A 19,995-nucleotide genomic window follows, 5' to 3' on the forward strand; every position below is an offset into this window, starting at 1 on the left:
CACGATGGACACCCTTGCTCTTGGCTAACGGTTGGCACTACCAGCCCCCGTACTGGACTTTCACCAGCAAGTTCGCGCCCATGCTGGGCGCACAACTAAAAAGCCTCTTCAACACACATGCAGAAGAGGCTTATATATTTATATATTAAGCTACCTCATCTGCCAAGAATATATCTCGCAGGAATTGGCACCATCTCGCTAATGCGTTGGTTGCCGGGTTTCATCGGGCCAGTCCCTCCACCTCTCTTGATAAGGTTCAAGAATTTATTCAATTATTGTGCAACGAAATACATTTTATATCACCTTAAATACAGTGTCAATAGATTTTTAAAAATTAATTTGAAAATATTTTTTGGAAGGTATATACAAGCTTTCCATCTTGATTCATAAAAGATAGATACTTAATATCTTCATAAAGGTTAGTCTTTTTGATGTTTTTATAATCAGGCATCCCTATATAGCTAACACTTCCATCCATTCTGCTTGAAAAATCATTTGCTTTATATACTATATATATGTTTTTTGTCTTTCCTGCATTTTGAATCATAGAGTCAAAGGCTTCTTGCTCACGTGGAGTTCCCATAGTGCTTGATCCCTGAAGGAAAATTACTACATTTTGCTCTCCTTTATCTATAAGACCCTTTAGATAAGCCCACTGCCCGTTTACTTTGCTCACGCCACCATTTTTATTGTCTACAGATATAAAGGTAGCTCCTGCGTGATTTTTGTATTTGTATGCCCCTGAAAATTCTTCTGTTGGAGCAGATACGCCTCCTTGAAATACCTTGTCAGAATTGTCCATCATTATAACCTGCTGACTAGCTGAGGCAGCGCTTTGCATAAAGGCTCTGATTGCATCATCAAATACGCTGTCTGACCCTTTCATATCTCCAAACACTGAAGCTATACTCTGCCCTTGGATATTTTGGACAAATCTCGAATCTGGAGCATTTTTAGGAAGCACCTGCACCTCTACTCTTCCAGTTACTCCTCCATATGATGCGGTAATATGCCCAGTCCCTGCTGATGAAAATGTGAAGTTTCTGCCGTCAAAGGAGCCAGAAAAGCCTTCACTTCCTACGCTGTAGCTTGGGGTTGTAATATCAAGTATAGGATTTTTTGAACTGTCAAATCCTCTAATCACAAGCTCTACCTTGTCTCCTACAAATACAGTTTCTTTTAAAGGATTGATTTCTATAGATGCAATAGGCCCACTTTGAGTCGTAGATTTGACTGCCAATGCGTTTACAAGATCTCGCTCTGAGCCCGTCATATTATTTTGTATCTTACCATCTGCTATCATTTGGGTGGAGCCTCCCCCATCTAGCATCATGGCATCTTTGGCTCCAAGGGATTTCATATATTGCTGAAGATCTCTTTCATCCATTCCTATGTAAGGAGCCTTTCTTCCATCTACTGTAACTATGAGTATTCTTTGGTCAGAAGTCACTCCCATTGCCGTTCTTTGGCTTTTTCCTTTGACTTCTTGAGTAAGAGGCACGTCCTGTCCGTTTCTAAGAAGCATAGTCCCTCCACCTACAGCAGTCTTTACATTTTGATGATTCATACTTATATCCGTAAGTATATTTACCTTTTCTCCAACTCCAAAAGCCCCTTGAAGTAGATAGCTGTTTGCTCCTCCTGCAAGAATTACATATCCGTTTTGAGGAATAGCAACTGGACCCTGTCCAAATCTAACTTCCCTTACTATATCATTTTCTACCACTATTTCACAAAGATCAAAATATGTGCCGTTTGCTCCTGGAGAGTTTTTCACATATTCACTTGTATATATAACTATGTTTCCAAAATCCTTACTTGGTTTGTTTATTGCTGATATATCAACTTTAATATTTCTGCTTTGGTTTTCAATCTGTACTCCTGGATTTATATATGCCATTATAGGGCTGTTGTTTACATCTACCATAAAAGATGCGTATTTATTTTGCTCATAATGGGCATTTGAAAGCTGCTTTCCGTCCTTTACCATTGGCCCAAGAGAAAATCCTGGATTTGACATAGAAAAAAAGTCTCCATTTACAGCTGCAATGACTCCTGAGGATTGATTCACCATGTTGCTAAGCTTTGTTCTTTGAGCAAATCCATTTTGATTAAATAGCAAATCTATTTTAACAGAAGGGTTTTTAAGGTCTATATCTAGGATATTAACCCCCTGCTGCCCATTTTCATAAAGGGAATTTATCTTGGTAAGACTTACCCCTTGACTTAGATTTATTACATTTCTCGACTCATCTATCATAGACGCAAATCCAAGTGTAGGTGTCATCATAATGCTAAAGCACAAAATCAGTGCTGCTAGTCTTTTTTTCATCTTAAGCATCTCCTCTTGCAACTATTACTGTAAAATAATTATGTTTAAATTTATCCTCAAATCCTATCTTAATCTATTTTTTAGTTATAATCAATTACACAGCTATTACAGTTATGTTATAATTTTAAGGATTATAATTCGGATTTGTTAGAAAGGAAACTTACATATGAGTGATCTCTTAAGACACATATCCCTTGAAATGTACGTGCTGCTCCTTGCGGCTGTTCCTCTTATAGAGCTAAGAGGCGCTATACCACTTGGTATTGGCCTTGGTCTTAACCCTTGGGAAGTATATATAATCTCTGTAATCGGTTCTACTCTCCCAGCACCTTTTTTGATACTTCTTTTTAGAAAAATATTAGATTTTATGGAAAAGCACAATATAATGAAATGGTTTACTGATTTTTTGAACAATCATATATATAAAAAGTCTAAAAAGCTAAAGGCTGCAAATATCCTAGGAATATATCTGTTTGTGGCTGTACCTCTTCCATCTACAGGAGCTTATACTGGATCGGCACTTTCATCAATACTAAATATAAGGCTTAAATACGCTCTTCCTGCAATATTTCTTGGGAATATGACAGCAGGACTTATAGTTATGATGCTATCTCATGCAGTTTTTAGATAAGAACTGCTATAATCGGAATCGTCAGCACAGACATAAGAGTCGTAAGAAAAACCGCTTGGGATGCTGTATTTGAATCATTTTCATACTTTACTGCAAATATTGCAACGTTTGCTGCAACAGGCATAGCTGTAATAAGTACAGGTATTGCAAGAAAGTATCCTTGCATATTAAAGAGTCTAAGGGCAAAATAAAGTGCTGCCGGTATTAAAGTCATCTTTATAAAAGCTGTAATCAAAAGACTAGAGTTTTTAAATATAGAGTATACTTCTGTCCTTGAAAGTATAGATCCTACAGTTATCATAGCAACTGGAGTCGTAGCAGATGCAAGGTAGGCTAGAGTACTGTCAATAGGACCTGGAAGTTTTATTGAAAATGCAAATAATATAAACCCTATTGTCACAGCAATAGTTCCTGGATTTAAAAATATAAATAAAGGATTCTTATAGGTTGTCTCTTTGGAGTCTCCATGTCTTCTCATCAGATGTATTCCTACAGTCCACATCACAATATCAAATGGGATATTAAAAAGGGATGCAAAGAATACTCCCTCTGCTCCATATATAGCATTTACAACAGGATAACCCATAAAACCTACGTTTGGAAATATCATAGCGGCCTGAAGGACATCCCTTTGTTTTCCTTTGAATCCTAAAATATGTGTTAAAGCATAGGAAAGAAATATTGCAAACGAATATACAAAGCCTGCTATCATAGCCATCTTGCCACTTGAAAGAAGAAGCTCTGGAGAGAAATCAAACTGCATAGACCGAATTATCATGGCAGGAAGTGTAACATAGAGAACAAATATGCTAAAATCTCTCGTTCCATTAGGAGAAAGCATCCCTTTTTTTGTCACTATATATCCTATTAATATAAGTATAAAAAGTACAAGAACCTGACTAAATATATCAAAAAAATTCATCTCAAATACCCCTCTCAAAAGAAAAACCCTCTATATTTAGAGGGTTTATTTTTTATACTCTTTAGTGTACTGCTCGTATATCATTTTTGCAATACCAAGGGGCTCATTTTTAGCCGTCTCTTCTGCATATCGTTCAATCATAAAGTCAGTCATTATATCCTTGCCTGGGGCTTTTTCAGTAAGCTCAGCAGGGTTTAATGTGCTCTTCATAGCTTTCATCATTATCTTTAAAAACTCAGCTTCCATTTCTTTGGAAACAGCCTGTAGCTTTTTCTTTTCTGCATCGGACATCTCTGTTTCTTTTACATTTTTAGGCGTATATTTGGGTACAAAGGAATTTATTTCCATAGTTTCACCACCAGATTATATTTCTAAAATACTTATTCAAATTTTAAGTCTATCTCTTAAGCTGATTTACCGTCTGAAGCATGTCATCAGCTGTTTGGATAGATTTTGAATTTATTTCATATGCTCTTTGAGCCATTATCATTCTAACCATTTCATCAACCAGCTGTACATTCGACGTCTCAAGGTATCCTTGGTACATCTTAGTTCTTACATCTTCCCCTTCTTCCATTACTCCCTCTCCAGAGTTTACAGTAGCCGTGTAGAAGTTTCCCCCTACTGCCTGAAGTCCTTCTGGGTTAATGAAGTTGACAACCTGTATCTGTCCTAGCTCTACTATTTCTCCATCTAGGTCTGTTGCAGTAACTAGCCCTGTCTCAGATACAGAAAAATCACTCATGTCTCCATCAATCTCTATTATATCTTCATCTGTAGACATTACGCTATATCCGTTTGATGTAACAAGGGTCATTACGTCTCCATCTACTGCAAATTTGAAGTTTCCATCCCTTGTATATAAAAATTCTGGATTACCCGCCGGATTTTCTATGACAAAGAATCCAGGTCCTTCAAGACCAACGTCTGTAGGATTTTCAGTTTTTTCCAGATTTCCATTCATAAAATATCTCGATGTGGCAACGGGTCTGACCCCGTGTCCTATTTGAAGGTTTACAGGCTCTCCCTGCTCTGGCACATTACTCACACTTTTCATCGATGTATATAGAAGGTCCTTAAACTCGACTTTTTGCTTTTTAAATGCCGTTGTATTTACATTTGCAAGGTTGTTAGATATAGTGTCCATATTGAGCTGCTGAGCTTTCATACCGCTAGCTGCCGTCCATAAAGTTCTCATAAGTATAGCCTCCTAATTATATTTTCCCAAGCTCATTTGCCACCTTGCCCATGATATCATCATAGGATCTTATGACTCTTTGATTACTCTCATACCCTCTAAGAAGATTCACCATCTGGACCATCTCACTTATAATATCTACGTTTGAGCCTTCAAGATAGCCTTGAATTACTGAGCCTTCAAACTCAGCCTCTTCAGGCTCTACCCCATCTGGCATAACCAAATATCCTTCCCCAAGCTTTTCAAGGCTTGAGCGATTTTCTATATTCACAATTCCAAGTGTGTCTACAGGGGTCTCTATTCCATTTAGGGTAACTGTAATGTTTCCCCCTCTATCTATGCTAATGTTGTCTGCACCTTCAGGAATTGCTATCTCATCTTCTCCTTGAGAAAGAACAGGATTTCCCGAAAGATCAACAAGTATTCCATCTACATTTATTGCAAATGCTCCATGTCTTGTATATTTTATCTGATTGTCATTCATATCCATTACTTTTATAAAGCCAGCTCCCTCGATTGCTATGTTGAGGGGATTGTCTGTCATTTCAAGGGTTCCTTGGGAAAAATTAGTCATCACTCTATCAACAGAGCTTCCACCATTTATAGTTCCTACCACGTTTTTATGTACTGCAGTTATTATGTTTGCTGCTGGTTGACCATCAACCTGAAGTATTCCGTTTCCAAGAAGCTCAATAGGTCCTTCTGGAACCTGAACTCTATTTCCACTACTATCAAGTAGATATGCTCCGAATTTAGTCATATTAGCCTCATCTGAATCTCTATGTACTGTTCTTAAATAGCCTTCTTCATCTCTCATGATTCTTGCACTTTTATAATGTCCAGTACCGTGTCTGTCATTCATTGTAAGATATCCTGATGTAATTTCAATAGATATAGGTTCATCTCCCCCTTGCTCGTTTGGCGGAGGGGTTACTGTGATTCTTTGCCTAGTTGGTCTTAGGTTATTTTCACTTCCATTTCTTTTAAACAGAAGCTGCTCTGGAAAGGATTGTGTCACAAGGACGTCCTTTTTAAACCCTGTGGTTTGAGCATTTGCTATATTATTTGTTATAGTATCTATTCGCTTTGTATCCGTCTTCATGGCATTAGTCGCCGTATATATACCTCTAAACATATTTTCCTCCTTAAAAGGATAGCCGACAAGAATATCCCTTTTTTTAACTGAGTCTATACAAACCCAGCAGGTCTTATTCTATATCGGCATGATATCGGTAAATACTAATAGGTAATTAGTATCTTTTTTTTGAAGTTCTTTGAAGTACTTTTATTGAATTAAGGGCTTCTCCTGTGCCTTTAGCTACACAAGAAATAGCTTCTTCTGCTATGTATACTTTTATTCCTGTTCTTTTTGCTATTAGCTTGTCTAATCCCCAAAGTAGAGAACCTCCACCTGTCATAAGGATTCCTTTGTCACTAATATCTGCAGAAAGCTCAGGTGGTGTCTTTTCAAGGACATAGTGAACTGCATCAGCGATTTGTGCTACACTTTCTCTAAGGGCTTCTAGAGTTTCTTCTGAAGAAACTTTTATAGTTTCAGGAAGTCCTGATACAAGGTTTCTTCCCCTTACTTCCATAAATACTTCCTTATCTCTAGGATAAGCAGAGCCTATCTCCATTTTGATTTGCTCGGCAGTTCTTTCTCCTATAAGTATGCTGTGTTTTTTTCTCATATGCTTCACTATTGCCTCGTCAAACTTGTCACCGGCAATCTTAATAGACGTGCTTACAACTATACCTCCAAGAGATATAACAGCAACGTCAGATGTTCCTCCACCTATATCTACAACCATACTTCCGTTTGGTTGAGAGATTTCTATTCCAGCTCCTATTGCAGCAGCTATTGGTTCTTCTATAAGATAAACCTCTCTAGCTCCGGCTTCCATAGTGGCATCAATTACAGCTCTTTTTTCAACTTCAGTAACACCTGAAGGTACACAAACTATTATTTGAGGTTTGAAGAATTTGAAAAGACCAACTCCACCAGTTACCTTTTCTATAAAATGCTTTAGCATCTTCTCAGTTACATCATAGTCTGATATCACTCCATCTTTTAGAGGTCTTATAGCAACTATATTTCCCGGTGTTCTTCCTAGCATTTTCTGAGCTTCTTCTCCAACAGCAAGTACTTTATTTGTGCTTGTGTCTATCGCTACAACAGAAGGCTCTTGAAGTACTATTCCCTTACCTTTAACATATACAAGGACTGAAGCAGTCCCAAGATCTATTCCTATATCTGGTGAAAATCCCATATTTATATTCTCCTTTTCATACTCTATTAATCTTCAACTATTTGTATGTTAGCACCAAGGTTTGTAAGCTTTCCAACTATATCCACGTAACCTCTTTCCACGTGATATATTTCCGATATCTTAGTATCTCCCTCTGCTACAAGTCCACTAAGTATCAGTGCTGCTCCTGCTCTTAAATCTGTAGCAACTACATTAGAGCCTTCCAGAGAGTTTACTCCTTTGATAACTGCAGACTTCCCCTCGATTTTAATATCAGCGCCCATTCTATTAAGCTCTGGAACATTCATAAATCTGTTTTCAAAAACAGTCTCTATAACCATTGAGTTTCCTTCTGCAACAGAAAGCATTGCCATAAAAGGAGACTGAAGGTCTGTAGGGAATCCTGGGTGTGGCATAGTTTTGATATCAGTAGGAAGTATTCTATCTGGGCCTATAACTCTAATAGAGTTTTCCCCTTCTTCTACTTTACACCCAACTTCTATAAGTTTTGCCATCATAGGTTTTAGATGATCTGGTATTACATTTTCAAGTACTATATCTCCCTTTGTAATAGCAGCTGCTACCATATAGGTTCCAGCTTCAATTCTATCTGGAATTACTGTATGCTCCGCCCCTTTTAAAGAGCTAATACCAGTTATCTTTATTGTATTTGTTCCTGCACCTTTGACTTTCCCGCCTATTTCGTTTATAAAATTGGCAAGATCGACTATTTCTGGCTCTTCTGCTGCATTTTCTATGATTGTAGTACCTTCTGCAAGTGCAGCCGCCATAATTATATTTTCTGTAGCTCCAACAGATGGAAAATCCAGATATATTTTGCTGCCAACTAGTTTTTCTGCATTGGCCTCAACATATCCATGATCCATATCAATATCCGCACCCATAGCCTTGAAGCCTTTAAGGTGAAGATCTATTGGTCTAGTGCCTATCGCACATCCTCCAGGCATTGATATCTTAGAGTGCTTAAATCTTGCAAGAAGAGGTCCCATTACTAAAAATGATGCTCTCATCTTACTCACAAGCTCATAAGGAGCCTCAAAAGTAGTAATATTAGTGGCATCAACAGTCAATGTCTCTCCCTGAAAATCCACTTTTGCTCCAAGGTGTCTTAATAAATCACTCATAACATGAACATCTCTAAGGTTTGGAACTCCTTTTAAAACAGTAACTCCATCTGCAAGTAATGTTGCAGCTATTATTGGAAGAACCGCATTTTTCGCTCCGCTTATTCTCACATTGCCTTTTAGAGGCTGGCTTTTTTTCACTAGTATATGGGCCATTTTTTCATCCTTTCTGGTTTCGTGCAAAAAATCATTGTTAATATTTAGACACACCTTAAAGACCCTTTACTGGGTCTTCGTGGGACACTTTTGTTCCATCTATTTTTAAAATAAGTTCTCTTTTTTATATAGTCCAAGTTACTTTATACTCTCTTTCTTACTTTATGTCAACGTTTTATTTATTCTTTACTAAAGGTTTTTTTTCTTCTATTGTAAAGAAAAAATTATGTCCTTCTATTAGAAACACAAACTCTTTATTTTCATATTCAAATATTGCTGATTCCAGTATTATTCCGCCACTTTCTGCAACTATATTTTCATCAAATAAAATCATTTGTATTTCTTCAAAGCTTTTTTCAAGGACTGTGGACATTAGAGTAATTACATTTTCTTTAAATCCTAGAGGAAAGTTTTTATTATCTTCATTATAGATTCCAATTACTGCAACTTTGTCTATCTGCTCGTTTTCCCCTCTGTATATACCAATTACACTGTTTGTAAGTTTTGTAGACTCTTGGACATATGTTATTTCATTAGAGTCATCTCCCACAATTTCTTTTATACCCTTATCATATAATATATTCTCATTAATTTTTGTTAAAGTATCTTCATATTTTTCTAAAAAGGATTCAGGACTTGTAAAAAGCATATCTTCTTCTAAAATTATATCCGCATATGCTCCCCTTCCTATTATATCCATATTTGCTATAAGGCCCAAGGATAAAAAAATAAAGGCCATAGAGGAAAGAATGAATACTCTACTTAGGCTTAAAGACTTTTTCTTTTTTGAACTGTTTTTTCTTTCATTATTTAAAACAACTGTTTTTCGATCTTTTCTATGTACTTTTTTCCTTTCAGTTCTATTTTCTAGTCTCAATCCTTATTCACCCTATCCTTTTTAAAATTATATTAAATTTTCTTTACAATACTATTTTAAGTGTTTATTTTCAAAAAATCTATGATTTTTAAGAAAATTTAATATTATTGAGACTATAGTATTAGTATTTTTTTCAAATCCTCAAAAGAAAAATAATTCTTTGTAACACAAATGTAATATTTCAGTGATTTTCAATTGATAGTATATATATTTTGAGGGTATAAATAAATTGAAATTCATATTACGTAGTAATGAAAACTTTATATTTAGCTATTTTGAGAGGAGAATGGAAGTGAAAAGAAAAACCAGCCTTATTATGGTGCTAATGCTTTTATCAATGATTATTCCAACTTATTCCTTTGCAGACCATCATGGACTTTTAATCGACGGAAGCCCTAGTGGAGGATTTGTAGAAATGCATGCAGGAAAAAATCTAATTCCTGTTGCCTATGTAGCTAGAGCTGCAAATGCAAATATAATGTGGAATAGCGCCGAAAGAAAAACTACAATCATGTATGAAGGTGACGAAATAGTTCTTACAATTGGACAGATGAATGCAATGGTAAATGGTATGTCAGTAGCTCTTGATCATGCCCCAGTAATATTAAACGGACGTACTATGGTAAGCGAAATGTTTATTAAAGACATAATGGGATTTGAAATAACAATGGAAGGAATGTCCTTAAATGTAATAATCCCTAAAGCACTTCCTGATATAGTGGATACAGCGGTTGGAGCAGGAAGCTTCAATACTTTAGCTGCAGCTCTTGAGGCTGCTGATCTTATAGGCGCTCTTAAGGGTGAAGGACCTTTTACAGTATTCGCACCTACAGATGAAGCGTTTGCAAAGCTTCCAGAAGGGACTGTAGAAAATCTTCTAAAACCAGAAAACAAAGATATGCTTGTTGATATACTGACTTACCACGTGGTAGCTGGTGAAGTTACATCTGCTGATGTAGTTAACTTAAGTAGCGCTACAATGCTAAATGGAGATGATGTTTCTATTAAGGTTGAAAACGGCGGTGTTATGGTTAATGATGCCAATGTAATCGCTGTTGATATTATGGCTTCTAACGGAGTAATCCATGTGATAGATACAGTAATACTTCCTCCAAACTAAATTTTTATTATACTGAATTCACAAAAAAGATGAAGCAAAATCGCTTCATCTTTTTTTGTGAATAAATCAAGATTAATGAAAATATTTCTTATTTCACACTTTAATTTATCTCTCCTGAGGCATTATATCTACTGGAATCATTGGAAATATAATATATTTACCAGTCTTAGCATCAATATAATTAGAAGTCTCCTTCGCCTTATCAATCATTCTGTATCCAAGTCTGATTACAGGATGTCCTGCTTTTTCTGTTGCTGTATAATCCTGTATATACATTAGCTTCATGCCTTTTCCTGAAAGAAAGGCATCTTTTGCAGCTTCTTTAGTTATTAGATTCTCAGGTATATCAAATACTATGTTTTCTTCCCAGTAATTTGATAAGCCCAGAAGACTTCCATCTATAGCACTGATTCTGATATCTATCGCTTGCTCAAAAAACGGTATTTCTTCGTTTACTCTTTGAAAAACAAATGAATATTCAATAGGGTTTACATTCTCATCTCCATAGCTATATATTTTCTGTGAAAGCTCTATATCCTTTGCGTATCCTGGATAATATCTTCCTATATATTCAATTGCCTTATAATAAGCATCTACATAGTTTACAGTAGGTTTTAAAGAAGACATTTCATTTGCTTCAAATATTATTGATGAATCCATCTTAGCAAGATAACGAATTTGTCCACTTTTTAAATCCATGCCTATATAGTACATAGTTCCCCCATCTTCTATATCACCATCTACAAACTCTATATATATCTCTTCATCATTTTCGATTTCGCTAGGGATTCTTCCTTCAAGCTCAATATTATAGTTTTCAAATATTATTTCCTTGGCTATTTCTTTAGCTTGCTGAGCTGTGATAGGCCCTTTTGCTTCATATTCTTGTGTATTTCTAAAAATTTCATCTACTTTTCTCATATCTGGATTAAACTCAGATACCTTTATGTCTACAGACTGATTAAACATCTCTTTAGTTTTGGCATCTACCATATCTCCTTTGTAAAGCTCCATAACGTAGGCAAGACTTCCTCTGCCTTCGTCATTAGGAGTTCTTATATATCTCAGTTCTGGCATTATACTCTCTCTTAGTACATTTAGTGCCTCCTCCTCGCTTAAGGCTGGAATCTGAGAAGGAAACTCTAGATCATTAGACCATGCTTTATAAAAGTTTATTACCTTCCCATCCACAAGACTAACCCCTACAAAGATTTGATTTGCATCAAACTCGAGTCCATTTTCTACTCTTTGATAGTAGTAATCGGCATAGTTAAATGGAGCATACTCTGCAGAAAAATCTATATTTTTTAGTAAACTTAAATCCACATCGGCATATTTTGCTATAAATTCGTCAGCAATTTTTTTCCCTTGTCCATAGGTAAAGTTTTTCTTTCCTTCATAATCTCCAAAACCTATCGATCCTGAAACTATCTCTTTATTGTCCTCATAATAAGTAAGATATGATCCATCTGAGCTATTTAAATCCTTAGAAAGAAAGTTTACAGTCACCATATTTCTAAAACCAGGAAGTCTTAGTATTTCTGGCTCTACATAGTCAGCTGTATACATAATGTCTACTATATAATCTTCTATACTTACGTCCTTTAAAAAGTATTCCTTGACTACTTCTTTTGCATATTCCATGGCCTCTATATCTTTTTGAGAAAGAGGTCTTTGCTCCATAGGGTAGGGGTATGCATCTGGATCAAGTACCGTAAGCTTGTTTATTTCGGCACCACTATCTACAGTTTCCTGTGATGGATTTGCAAATGCTACTCCGGAAGGAAGAGCAAGAGCTGTCATTAAGGCAAAGGCGACTAAATTTTTATAAAATTTCATTTTCATTCCTCCAATATTCAATTTTATTATATAAATTAAGATACTTTAGCTTAATCAAGACCTATTTTTTCTAAGATTATATATACGACTGTTTATATTGATTATATTCCCATATAAAAGGTTTTTAATTACAAATAACTTACGGAAAGTTAACAAAAATGTATTATTGGAAATCATTTGAAAATCCCTTGTATAGGGTATATTAAACTATGTAATAATATATCAAATATATTCATTTTTTAACCCTAAAATCTAAAAATCATAAATAGACTGGTATATTTGAAAATGAAAATATAGGAGGAATTTTTATGGACACTTTTTTTAAATCTGTATCTCAAATATTTGAAGGGGCTGCTAAAGCCTTTAAAACCTTCCCATCTGCCATTGTATCCGCCCTTCTTTTTACTATAGTGGCTCTTATAAGAATACAGATGGATTGGCCTGAGCAAGAGGCCTATAACTTTTTATTCAATTGCCTTCATTTTTCACTGGCTCTTGGTAGTATATTTGGTCTTACCTCTACTTCGTGGAGCAAGGCTAGGTTTGAAGAAAGAAAAGCTAATTTATATGCAATTTTATCTACAGCACTTTTAGTCATCATTACCTTTTTATTACTTTATTTTTTAGGAGGGATAGACCCATCTTCTACAGGTTATAGAATAGAAAGACTTTCAGACATTTCTATATCAAGAGTAACTGTCTTTTCTTTTATAAGCTTTTTGCTTTTTATAGTTATTCTTGGAAAGAAATATCCTAAGCTAAACTTCTCAAGAGCTTTTTTCGTAACCCACAAGGCTTTCTTTATAGCATTGCTTTACGGTCTAGTGATTTTAGCTGGAGCATCTGGAGTTGCTGGAGCAATACAAGCTCTACTTTACAATAATATGAGCGAAAAAGTATATATGTATATAGCTAGTCTCTCTGGATTTACTGCATTTGCAATATTTGTAGGGTATTTTCCTGATACTAAGGAGAGTTTTTATGATGAAAAAATAGATATGGCAAAAAAACAGCCCAAGTTTATTGAGGTACTCCTTGAGTTTATAATGATTCCTATATTTCTTGCTCTTACTGTAGTCCTTGTGCTATGGGCTATACGAACCCTTGTTTTTTCTGCTGATATTGAATTTGTAAGACTCTACTCCATTTCTTCAAGCTACGTCCTATGGGGATTATGGCTCTGGATTCTTTTAAATGAAAGTAGTTCCAAACTAGGAAGCTTTTACAAAAAAGTATATCCATTTGCCGCTATGTTCATACTTGCTTTTAAAGGTTGGGCTTTGTTTCTTCAGCTTAGTGAGCAGAGCCTCAAAACCACAGAATACGCCTTTATACTGATTTTGATTCTTTCCGCAATTTCAAGCGTACTTCTTATATTAAAAGAAGCAGAAGGATTAAACAAAATTGCAGTATTAGCCTGTGTCCTTTCCTTAGTTTCAATCCTTCCAATTGCAGGATATCATAGTCTTCCTGTTCGCTTTCAGGTAAATAGACTGGAAAGACTTCTTACTACGGAGAACATCCTTCAGGGAGATACTTTAGTTCCTTCTGATTTAGAGCCTGAGCGAAAAGTAAGGGAGAATATCACGGATGCTGTAAACTTCCTTTCTTATTCACAGAGTAGAGAATTACCGATATGGTTTGATGAAGACCTTGGAAATTCAAGTACCTTTGAGGAGAAGCTTGGTTTTGAGCAGACATGGCCTGAAAGGGATTCATATAGTGGAAGATATATGGGACTCAATCTCTTTCTTCCTTCCGGTGCAATGGATATAAGAGACTATGATTTTATAGTAGGTTTTCAAGATAGAACTGGTAGTTCAAAGGTCTCTCTTGAAGGGGATAGGGGAATCTATGAAATCTCATGGACTACAGCTCCTAGAGGCATTCCAGTAATAGAGATATCTCTAAATAATCAAACCATATTAAAGGAAGATATGAATCCTTATATAGACGAAATCACGGAAAGATATCCACCTAGTGAAGCTTCTTCTCCTATTGCTACCTTGGATGATATGAGTTATAGATTTGAAACTGATGATATTGAAGTTCTTGTAATATTTAGCAGTGTAGATATAGGAATCTATAGCGGCTCAGAAGAGATAAACTACTGGCTAATCCTAGATAACATTTATATAAGAGAAAAAAGATGAGGTCAGATTAATTTTCTGACCCCATCTTTTTATATAAGTTCTTTATTAAATTCCAATAAGGTTGCCGATTCGCTTTTCTATCTTATTTGCCCAAAGAGGATCTGTGGCATATCTTTTTCCAATTGAGGCAATGCTATATCCGTTGAAATACTTTCCATCCTGACTCAAGTAGTTTTGAGATAAATATCTGGCAACATGGTCTATGCTTTCTCCCTTTGTTGTAAAATTGCGTGCACTTGCATATGGAGAACTATCATAGGCCTGAAAACCAAATAAATTGTTTTTATCCCTTGCTATATTGCTTTTTCCAAAGTTTGATTCATGAATTGCAAGTCCAGTCAAAAAAAGTGCATTAATTCCGTATTTTTCCTCTGCTTCCTTAAAATCCTTGCCTAGTCCAGCCATAGGTGTGCCAGCAAGCTTAGAGTCTATATATGAAGCTGAAACATTGCTTCTTGCTCTTACATTAGACGAATCCAAAACTCCATTTATAGCAATTTTCCCTGTATTTGCATAGGGATTATTAGGTATAGAAGATGATCCAATACCATATTCATCAATAAGGTTTTTAGGCATTTGATTTAGTAACATATCTATAGTAGAGTCATCAATGCTCTGATTACTTGAAGTTGTATGATATGTATCTGGCATAGTTACATTTAGCTTTGTTTCAAGGATTTCTTTAAATCTTTCTTGAGCCTCATAATAGCTTCTGCTTGGTCCAGAAAATCCAGTTCCTATTTTATTTCCAGCATTTATTTTAAAATCCATAATATATAATCCTTTCTATGAAGCATCTATAACTAAATCATGAAATTACACCTTTTATTATATCGTCAATCTAGACTTTTTATATAGGCTTTTAACACCATCTTTTCTTGAAATATACACTATAACACTATATAATGTAAACGGGTAATTAAAAAAATAAAGGTAGGTGAGGACTTGTGGATTCGTATCCATCGCCCGAACGATTGCAAAAAACACAAAAACTAAATATGGAAATCCCAAATGTTCTCACTGCTGTATTATTTTACTAATAGTATATAGATAGCTTATTATTCTACTGACTCTGTTTTTGAAATATATAATTTATTTATACATTCCTTAATGCTTTCTTAATATAATATGGTTTTGAAATATTTGGGTATCCAAAAGGAGGTCCAATTATGGAAAAAATCATCGAACTTATTAAGACTGAAAAGCCTTCTAAAGCTAGATCTGAGCTTTTAGAGATGAATGTTGTAGATATAGCTACTTTAATGGAGGATATCGAAGGAAAAGACCTTATACTTCTTTTTAGAATTCTTCCAAAGGATGTAGCTGCAGAGGTTTTTTCATATATCTCAAAGGAGCAAAGGCAATATATAGTAGAGTCCATAACTGACAGAGAAATTGCAGGAATCGTTGACGAACTTTTTATGGATGACACTGTGGATTTTATTGAAGAAATGCCAGCTAACGTTGTAAAAAAGATTCTTAAAAATACCGACGAAAATACTAGAAAGATAATAAATCATCTCCTTAGCTACCCTGAAGACTCTGCAGGAAGTATCATGACCATAGAGTTCGTGGATGTAAAAAAAGAGATGACAATAAAGGATGCAATAGAGCATATTAAAAAAACTGGAATAGATAAAGAAACTGTAGATACACTTTATGTAATAGATGCAAATAGAAAACTTGAGGGAGTAATTCCTATACGAAAAGTTCTCCTTTGTGAAGAGGGTACCCTTATAAAAGATATAATGGATACTAATTTTGTATTTATAAACACACTAGATGATCAAGAAGAGGTTGCCGCTCAGTTCAAAAAGTATGATTATTTTTCAATGCCTGTAGTTGATAAAGAAAACAGACTGGTTGGTATTATAACCATAGATGATATCCTCGATATTATAGAAGAAGAAAATGAAGAGGACTTCGCAAAGATGAATGCCCTTGAGCCTTCTGATGAGGAATATCTAAAGACAAGTGTATTTTCTCTAGCAAAGCATAGAATAGTATGGCTCCTTGTTCTTATGCTTTCCGCTACTTTTACAAGTATAATAATCAGAAGATATGACGAGGTACTAAGCTCAATTGTAATCCTTGCAGCTTATATCCCTATGCTTATGGATACAGGAGGAAATTCTGGAGCTCAGGCTTCAACACTAATAATAAGAGGTCTTGCTCTTGGTGAAGTAGAGATGAAGGATTATATGAAAATAGTTTGGAAAGAGTTTAGGATAAGTATTGTAGTTGGTACTGCTCTTGCCGTTTTGAATTTTTTAAGACTGCTTTTTATAGAAAGGGTTGGAGTACCAGTAGCTCTTACAGTTTGTATCAGCCTTTTCTTCACTGTAATCCTTGCTAAGGTAATAGGTGGGACACTTCCTATTATCGCTAAAAAGTTCAAGCTCGACCCTGCTATCATGGCTGCCCCACTTATCACTACAATAGTAGATACATTCGCCCTTATGGTTTATTTTTCCATGGCTACTTGGATAATAGGAATATAGATAAAAAAGACTTGATTTTGATAAAATTTCCATCAAAATCAAGTCTTTTTATTATTATATGATTAAGCTTTTTATACTAAAAAACTTCCTAAAATTCTGCAGTTCCTACTGTTCTTGGGAATGCTATTACATCTCTAATATTGCTCATACCTGTAAGATACATTATCATTCTTTCAAAACCAAGCCCAAATCCAGCATGCTTTACTCCGCCGTATTTTCTAAGCTCTAGGTACCACCAGTACTCATCTAGGTTGAGATTCATTGCCTTCATTCTCTGCTCTATATTTTCAAGTCTTTCTTCTCTTTGACTTCCTCCTACTATTTCCCCTATTCCAGGAACAAGTAGGTCCATAGCTGCAACTGTCTTACCGTCATCATTTAATCTCATATAGAAAGCCTTGATATCCTTTGGATAGTTAGTAACAAATACAGGCTTTTTAAATACCTGCTCTGTAAGGTATCTCTCATGCTCAGTTTGAAGGTCCATACCCCACTCTACGCTATATTCGAACTTGTGACCTGATTTTTGAAGTATATCTATAGCATCTGTATATGTAACTTTTTCGAAATCTGAAGTAGCTACATGATTTAGTCTTTCTATAAGACCCTTGTCTATGAAGCTGTTGAAAAACTCCATCTCCTCTGGCGCATTTTCCATAACATAGGATATGATATATTTTACCATGTCTTCTGCAAGCTCCATATTATCCTGAAGGTCTGCAAATGCAATCTCAGGCTCTATCATCCAAAATTCAGCAGCATGCCTTGCAGTATTTGAGTTTTCTGCTCTAAATGTAGGTCCAAAAGTATATACATTTTTATGGGAAAGTGCAAATATTTCGGCTTCTAGCTGTCCACTAACTGTAAGGTTTGTCTCCTTTTCAAAGAAGTCCTGCTTTACATCTATCTTTCCATCTTCGGTTTTAGGAACATTATGAAGATCTAGGGTTGTAACTCTAAACATTTCTCCTGCACCTTCAGCATCGCTTCCTGTGATTATTGGAGTATGCACATATATGAACCCTCTGTCTTGATAGAACTTATGAATAGCATAAGCTGCAAGTGATCTCACTCTAAAAACTGCTGAAAATGCATTACTTCTCGGTCTAAGGTGAGCTATTGTTCTAAGGTACTCCATAGAGTGTCTTTTCTTTTGAAGTGGAAAATCAGAAAGGGATTCAGCTTCTACAATTATTTCTTTTGCCTTGATTTCAAAAGGCTGCTTTGCTCCCTCTGTCTTTACAAGGTCTCCCTTCACAGTGATTGCTGTTGAAATTGCAAGCTTTGCAACCTCTTTAAAATTTGGAAGCTCCGTATCAAATACCACCTGTATATTTTTGAAAAAAGACCCGTCATTAACCTCTATAAAACCAAAGTTTTTTGAGTCTCTAAGCGTTCTTATCCAACCTTGGATAGTAACTTCTTGACCTAAATACATATCCGTTTCTCTATAAATCTTTTTAATATCTAAAGCCTTCATAATACCATCCCTTTTCTAATTAATATTTTCAAACAAAATCTTTAGAATAATATAAAAAAAGTATATCTGATAGGCAATGAGGTGTCAATCAAACAAACACATTACCAACGCTCAATTTACTGTTTTTTTTACACCTCTCTAAAAATATAAATTTCTTTCATTTGATTTATTAATTAGAGCTTTATATTAACTCAATCTAGTCTAATAATTTTTCTCCTGCTATTTTTATTCCTATGGCTCCAAGTGGTGCAGTAACAACTATTGAAAGCACTGAAATCGCAAGTATTAGCTCTCCAGAAGGCACACCAAGGGAAAGAGGTACCGCCCCCATAGCAGCCTGCACTGTAGCCTTTGGAATATATGCTATTACAGAAAATAGCTTTTCCTTTTTTTCAAGCTTTGTTCCTAGAAGTGAAATCATTACTCCAAGGCTCCTAAATATCAGCCCTCCTAATATTATTAAAAGTCCTAAGACTCCAGAATCAAGCATTACATTAATATTTACCTGAGCTCCAACAAGTACAAATAGTAGGATTTCTGCAAAAACCCATACCTTGTTAAACTTTAGTGATAGCCTTTTTGCCCTTGCAAAATCCTTTTCAAGTATTACAAACCCTATTGCCATAACTCCAAGAAGACTAGCAAATGGAATATTAATTTCAAGAAGTAAATCCTCGGTAGCATTTAAGAGTATAGCTATTGCAATTATTATAAGAACCTTTTTAGTGTCCCTCATATGATGTTTTTTAAATAGATTTATAAGAATATACCCTATTATTCCACCTGCTATAATTCCAAGAGCTATAGATACTGGAATCCCTAAGATATTTCTCAACACGCTAGATGAATTTCCCATATAAAGTCCTGCAAAGCTTGAAAATATGGTTATTGCAAATACGTCATCTACAGATGCCCCTGCAAGTATTAACGTGGGTACAGAGTTTTTCTCTCCTTTTTTTCTATCTATAAAATCCAGCATAGATGGAACTATTACAGCTGGAGAAACAGCCGCTATTATAAATCCAAGCATCCCAGCCTCTACAAATGGTATCTCAAATAAATACATAGCTATAAAAAGTACTGCAAACCCCTCCATAATTCCTGGGATTGAGCTCATACGTATAGCTGCTCCTCCCACCTTGTTTAGCTGATCTCTATTTAATCCAAAACCTGCTCTTAGAAGTATTACTATAAGTGCTATCTTTCTAAGGTCTGATGATATTGTCATGATTTCACTGCTTATCATATCTAATCCATATGGACCCATCGCTACCCCTACAATTAGCATTCCAAGTAGCCCAGGCAGCTTTAACTTTTCAAATATTTTGTTCATAAAAAGTCCAAGTATCAATATAATTGCTAAACTAACTGCCATAACAAATCTCCCTCCTA

Annotated in this window: 16 protein-coding genes and 1 riboswitch; of the genes, 4 read left to right on the forward strand and 12 right to left on the reverse strand. The window is 35.4% G+C overall.

The window, feature by feature from the left end:
• Nucleotides 1–152: 152 nt before the first annotated feature.
• Nucleotides 153–256: riboswitch (SAM riboswitch) on the reverse strand.
• A gap of 78 nt (nucleotides 257–334) precedes the next feature.
• Entirely contained in the window at nucleotides 335–2,332 is a 1,998-nt protein-coding gene (locus J2Z35_RS05105) for a phosphodiester glycosidase family protein (RefSeq protein WP_209660130.1), read from the reverse strand.
• A gap of 166 nt (nucleotides 2,333–2,498) precedes the next feature.
• Between J2Z35_RS05105 and J2Z35_RS05110 the strand changes: the two genes are divergently transcribed.
• Nucleotides 2,499–2,963, forward strand: coding sequence for a COG2426 family protein (locus J2Z35_RS05110; protein ID WP_245330772.1), 465 nt, complete (start codon nucleotides 2,499–2,501; stop codon nucleotides 2,961–2,963).
• Here J2Z35_RS05110 and J2Z35_RS05115 read toward each other — a convergent pair.
• The 7 genes from J2Z35_RS05115 to J2Z35_RS05145 all read right to left on the reverse strand — a co-directional run bounded on the left by J2Z35_RS05115 (nucleotide 2,956) and on the right by J2Z35_RS05145 (nucleotide 9,510).
• Entirely contained in the window at nucleotides 2,956–3,885 is a 930-nt protein-coding gene (locus tag J2Z35_RS05115) for an AEC family transporter (protein WP_209660132.1), read from the reverse strand. The two genes, J2Z35_RS05110 and J2Z35_RS05115, sit on opposite strands and share 8 nt — an antisense overlap.
• A gap of 45 nt (nucleotides 3,886–3,930) precedes the next feature.
• Nucleotides 3,931–4,233, reverse strand: coding sequence for a rod-binding protein (locus J2Z35_RS05120; protein ID WP_209660134.1), 303 nt, complete (start codon nucleotides 4,231–4,233; stop codon nucleotides 3,931–3,933).
• A gap of 49 nt (nucleotides 4,234–4,282) precedes the next feature.
• Entirely contained in the window at nucleotides 4,283–5,083 is an 801-nt protein-coding gene (flgG, locus tag J2Z35_RS05125) for a flagellar basal-body rod protein FlgG (RefSeq protein ID WP_209660136.1), read from the reverse strand.
• A gap of 16 nt (nucleotides 5,084–5,099) precedes the next feature.
• Nucleotides 5,100–6,218: a flagellar hook-basal body protein gene (locus J2Z35_RS05130; protein ID WP_209660293.1), complete on the reverse strand. Its 1,119-nt coding sequence runs from the start codon at nucleotides 6,216–6,218 to the stop codon at nucleotides 5,100–5,102.
• Between the two features lie 115 nt (nucleotides 6,219–6,333).
• On the reverse strand, nucleotides 6,334–7,353 hold the full coding sequence (gene mreB, locus J2Z35_RS05135) for a rod shape-determining protein (protein WP_209660138.1): 1,020 nt from the start codon (nucleotides 7,351–7,353) through the stop codon (nucleotides 6,334–6,336).
• Nucleotides 7,354–7,379: 26 nt separating this feature from the next.
• Nucleotides 7,380–8,633, reverse strand: coding sequence for a UDP-N-acetylglucosamine 1-carboxyvinyltransferase (gene murA, locus J2Z35_RS05140; protein ID WP_209660140.1), 1,254 nt, complete (start codon nucleotides 8,631–8,633; stop codon nucleotides 7,380–7,382).
• Between the two features lie 175 nt (nucleotides 8,634–8,808).
• On the reverse strand, nucleotides 8,809–9,510 hold the full coding sequence (locus tag J2Z35_RS05145) for a hypothetical protein (protein WP_209660143.1): 702 nt from the start codon (nucleotides 9,508–9,510) through the stop codon (nucleotides 8,809–8,811).
• 292 nt (nucleotides 9,511–9,802) lie between these two features.
• On the opposite strand from J2Z35_RS05145, the gene J2Z35_RS05150 reads away from it, so the two are divergent.
• A complete protein-coding gene (locus J2Z35_RS05150) occupies nucleotides 9,803–10,630 on the forward strand; it encodes a fasciclin domain-containing protein (protein ID WP_330623393.1) in 828 nt (275 codons plus the stop codon).
• Between the two features lie 105 nt (nucleotides 10,631–10,735).
• On the opposite strand, the gene J2Z35_RS05155 is transcribed toward J2Z35_RS05150, so the two are convergent.
• A complete protein-coding gene (locus tag J2Z35_RS05155; protein ID WP_209660145.1) occupies nucleotides 10,736–12,469 on the reverse strand; it encodes a YcdB/YcdC domain-containing protein in 1,734 nt (577 codons plus the stop codon).
• Nucleotides 12,470–12,777: 308 nt separating this feature from the next.
• Between J2Z35_RS05155 and J2Z35_RS05160 the strand changes: the two genes are divergently transcribed.
• Nucleotides 12,778–14,622: a DUF4153 domain-containing protein gene (locus tag J2Z35_RS05160; protein ID WP_209660154.1), complete on the forward strand. Its 1,845-nt coding sequence runs from the start codon at nucleotides 12,778–12,780 to the stop codon at nucleotides 14,620–14,622.
• A gap of 45 nt (nucleotides 14,623–14,667) precedes the next feature.
• Here J2Z35_RS05160 and J2Z35_RS05165 read toward each other — a convergent pair whose 3' ends face one another.
• Nucleotides 14,668–15,393, reverse strand: a complete 726-nt coding sequence (locus J2Z35_RS05165; RefSeq protein ID WP_209660156.1) for a glucosaminidase domain-containing protein — start codon at nucleotides 15,391–15,393, stop codon at nucleotides 14,668–14,670.
• Nucleotides 15,394–15,791: 398 nt separating this feature from the next.
• Between J2Z35_RS05165 and mgtE the strand changes: the two genes are divergently transcribed.
• Nucleotides 15,792–17,123 carry a magnesium transporter gene (gene mgtE / locus J2Z35_RS05170; protein ID WP_209660158.1) on the forward strand — a complete coding sequence of 444 codons (1,332 nt, stop codon included), beginning with the start codon at nucleotides 15,792–15,794 and terminating at the stop codon, nucleotides 17,121–17,123.
• Between the two features lie 88 nt (nucleotides 17,124–17,211).
• On the opposite strand, the gene asnS is transcribed toward mgtE, so the two are convergent.
• A complete protein-coding gene (gene asnS / locus J2Z35_RS05175) occupies nucleotides 17,212–18,603 on the reverse strand; it encodes an asparagine--tRNA ligase (protein ID WP_209660160.1) in 1,392 nt (463 codons plus the stop codon).
• A gap of 196 nt (nucleotides 18,604–18,799) precedes the next feature.
• Nucleotides 18,800–19,978, reverse strand: a complete 1,179-nt coding sequence (locus tag J2Z35_RS05180) for a cation:proton antiporter domain-containing protein (protein WP_209660162.1) — start codon at nucleotides 19,976–19,978, stop codon at nucleotides 18,800–18,802.
• Nucleotides 19,979–19,995 lie beyond the last annotated feature (17 nt).

Source organism: Acetoanaerobium pronyense, assembly GCF_017874355.1.
Lineage (GTDB): Bacteria > Bacillota > Clostridia > Peptostreptococcales > Filifactoraceae > Acetoanaerobium > Acetoanaerobium pronyense.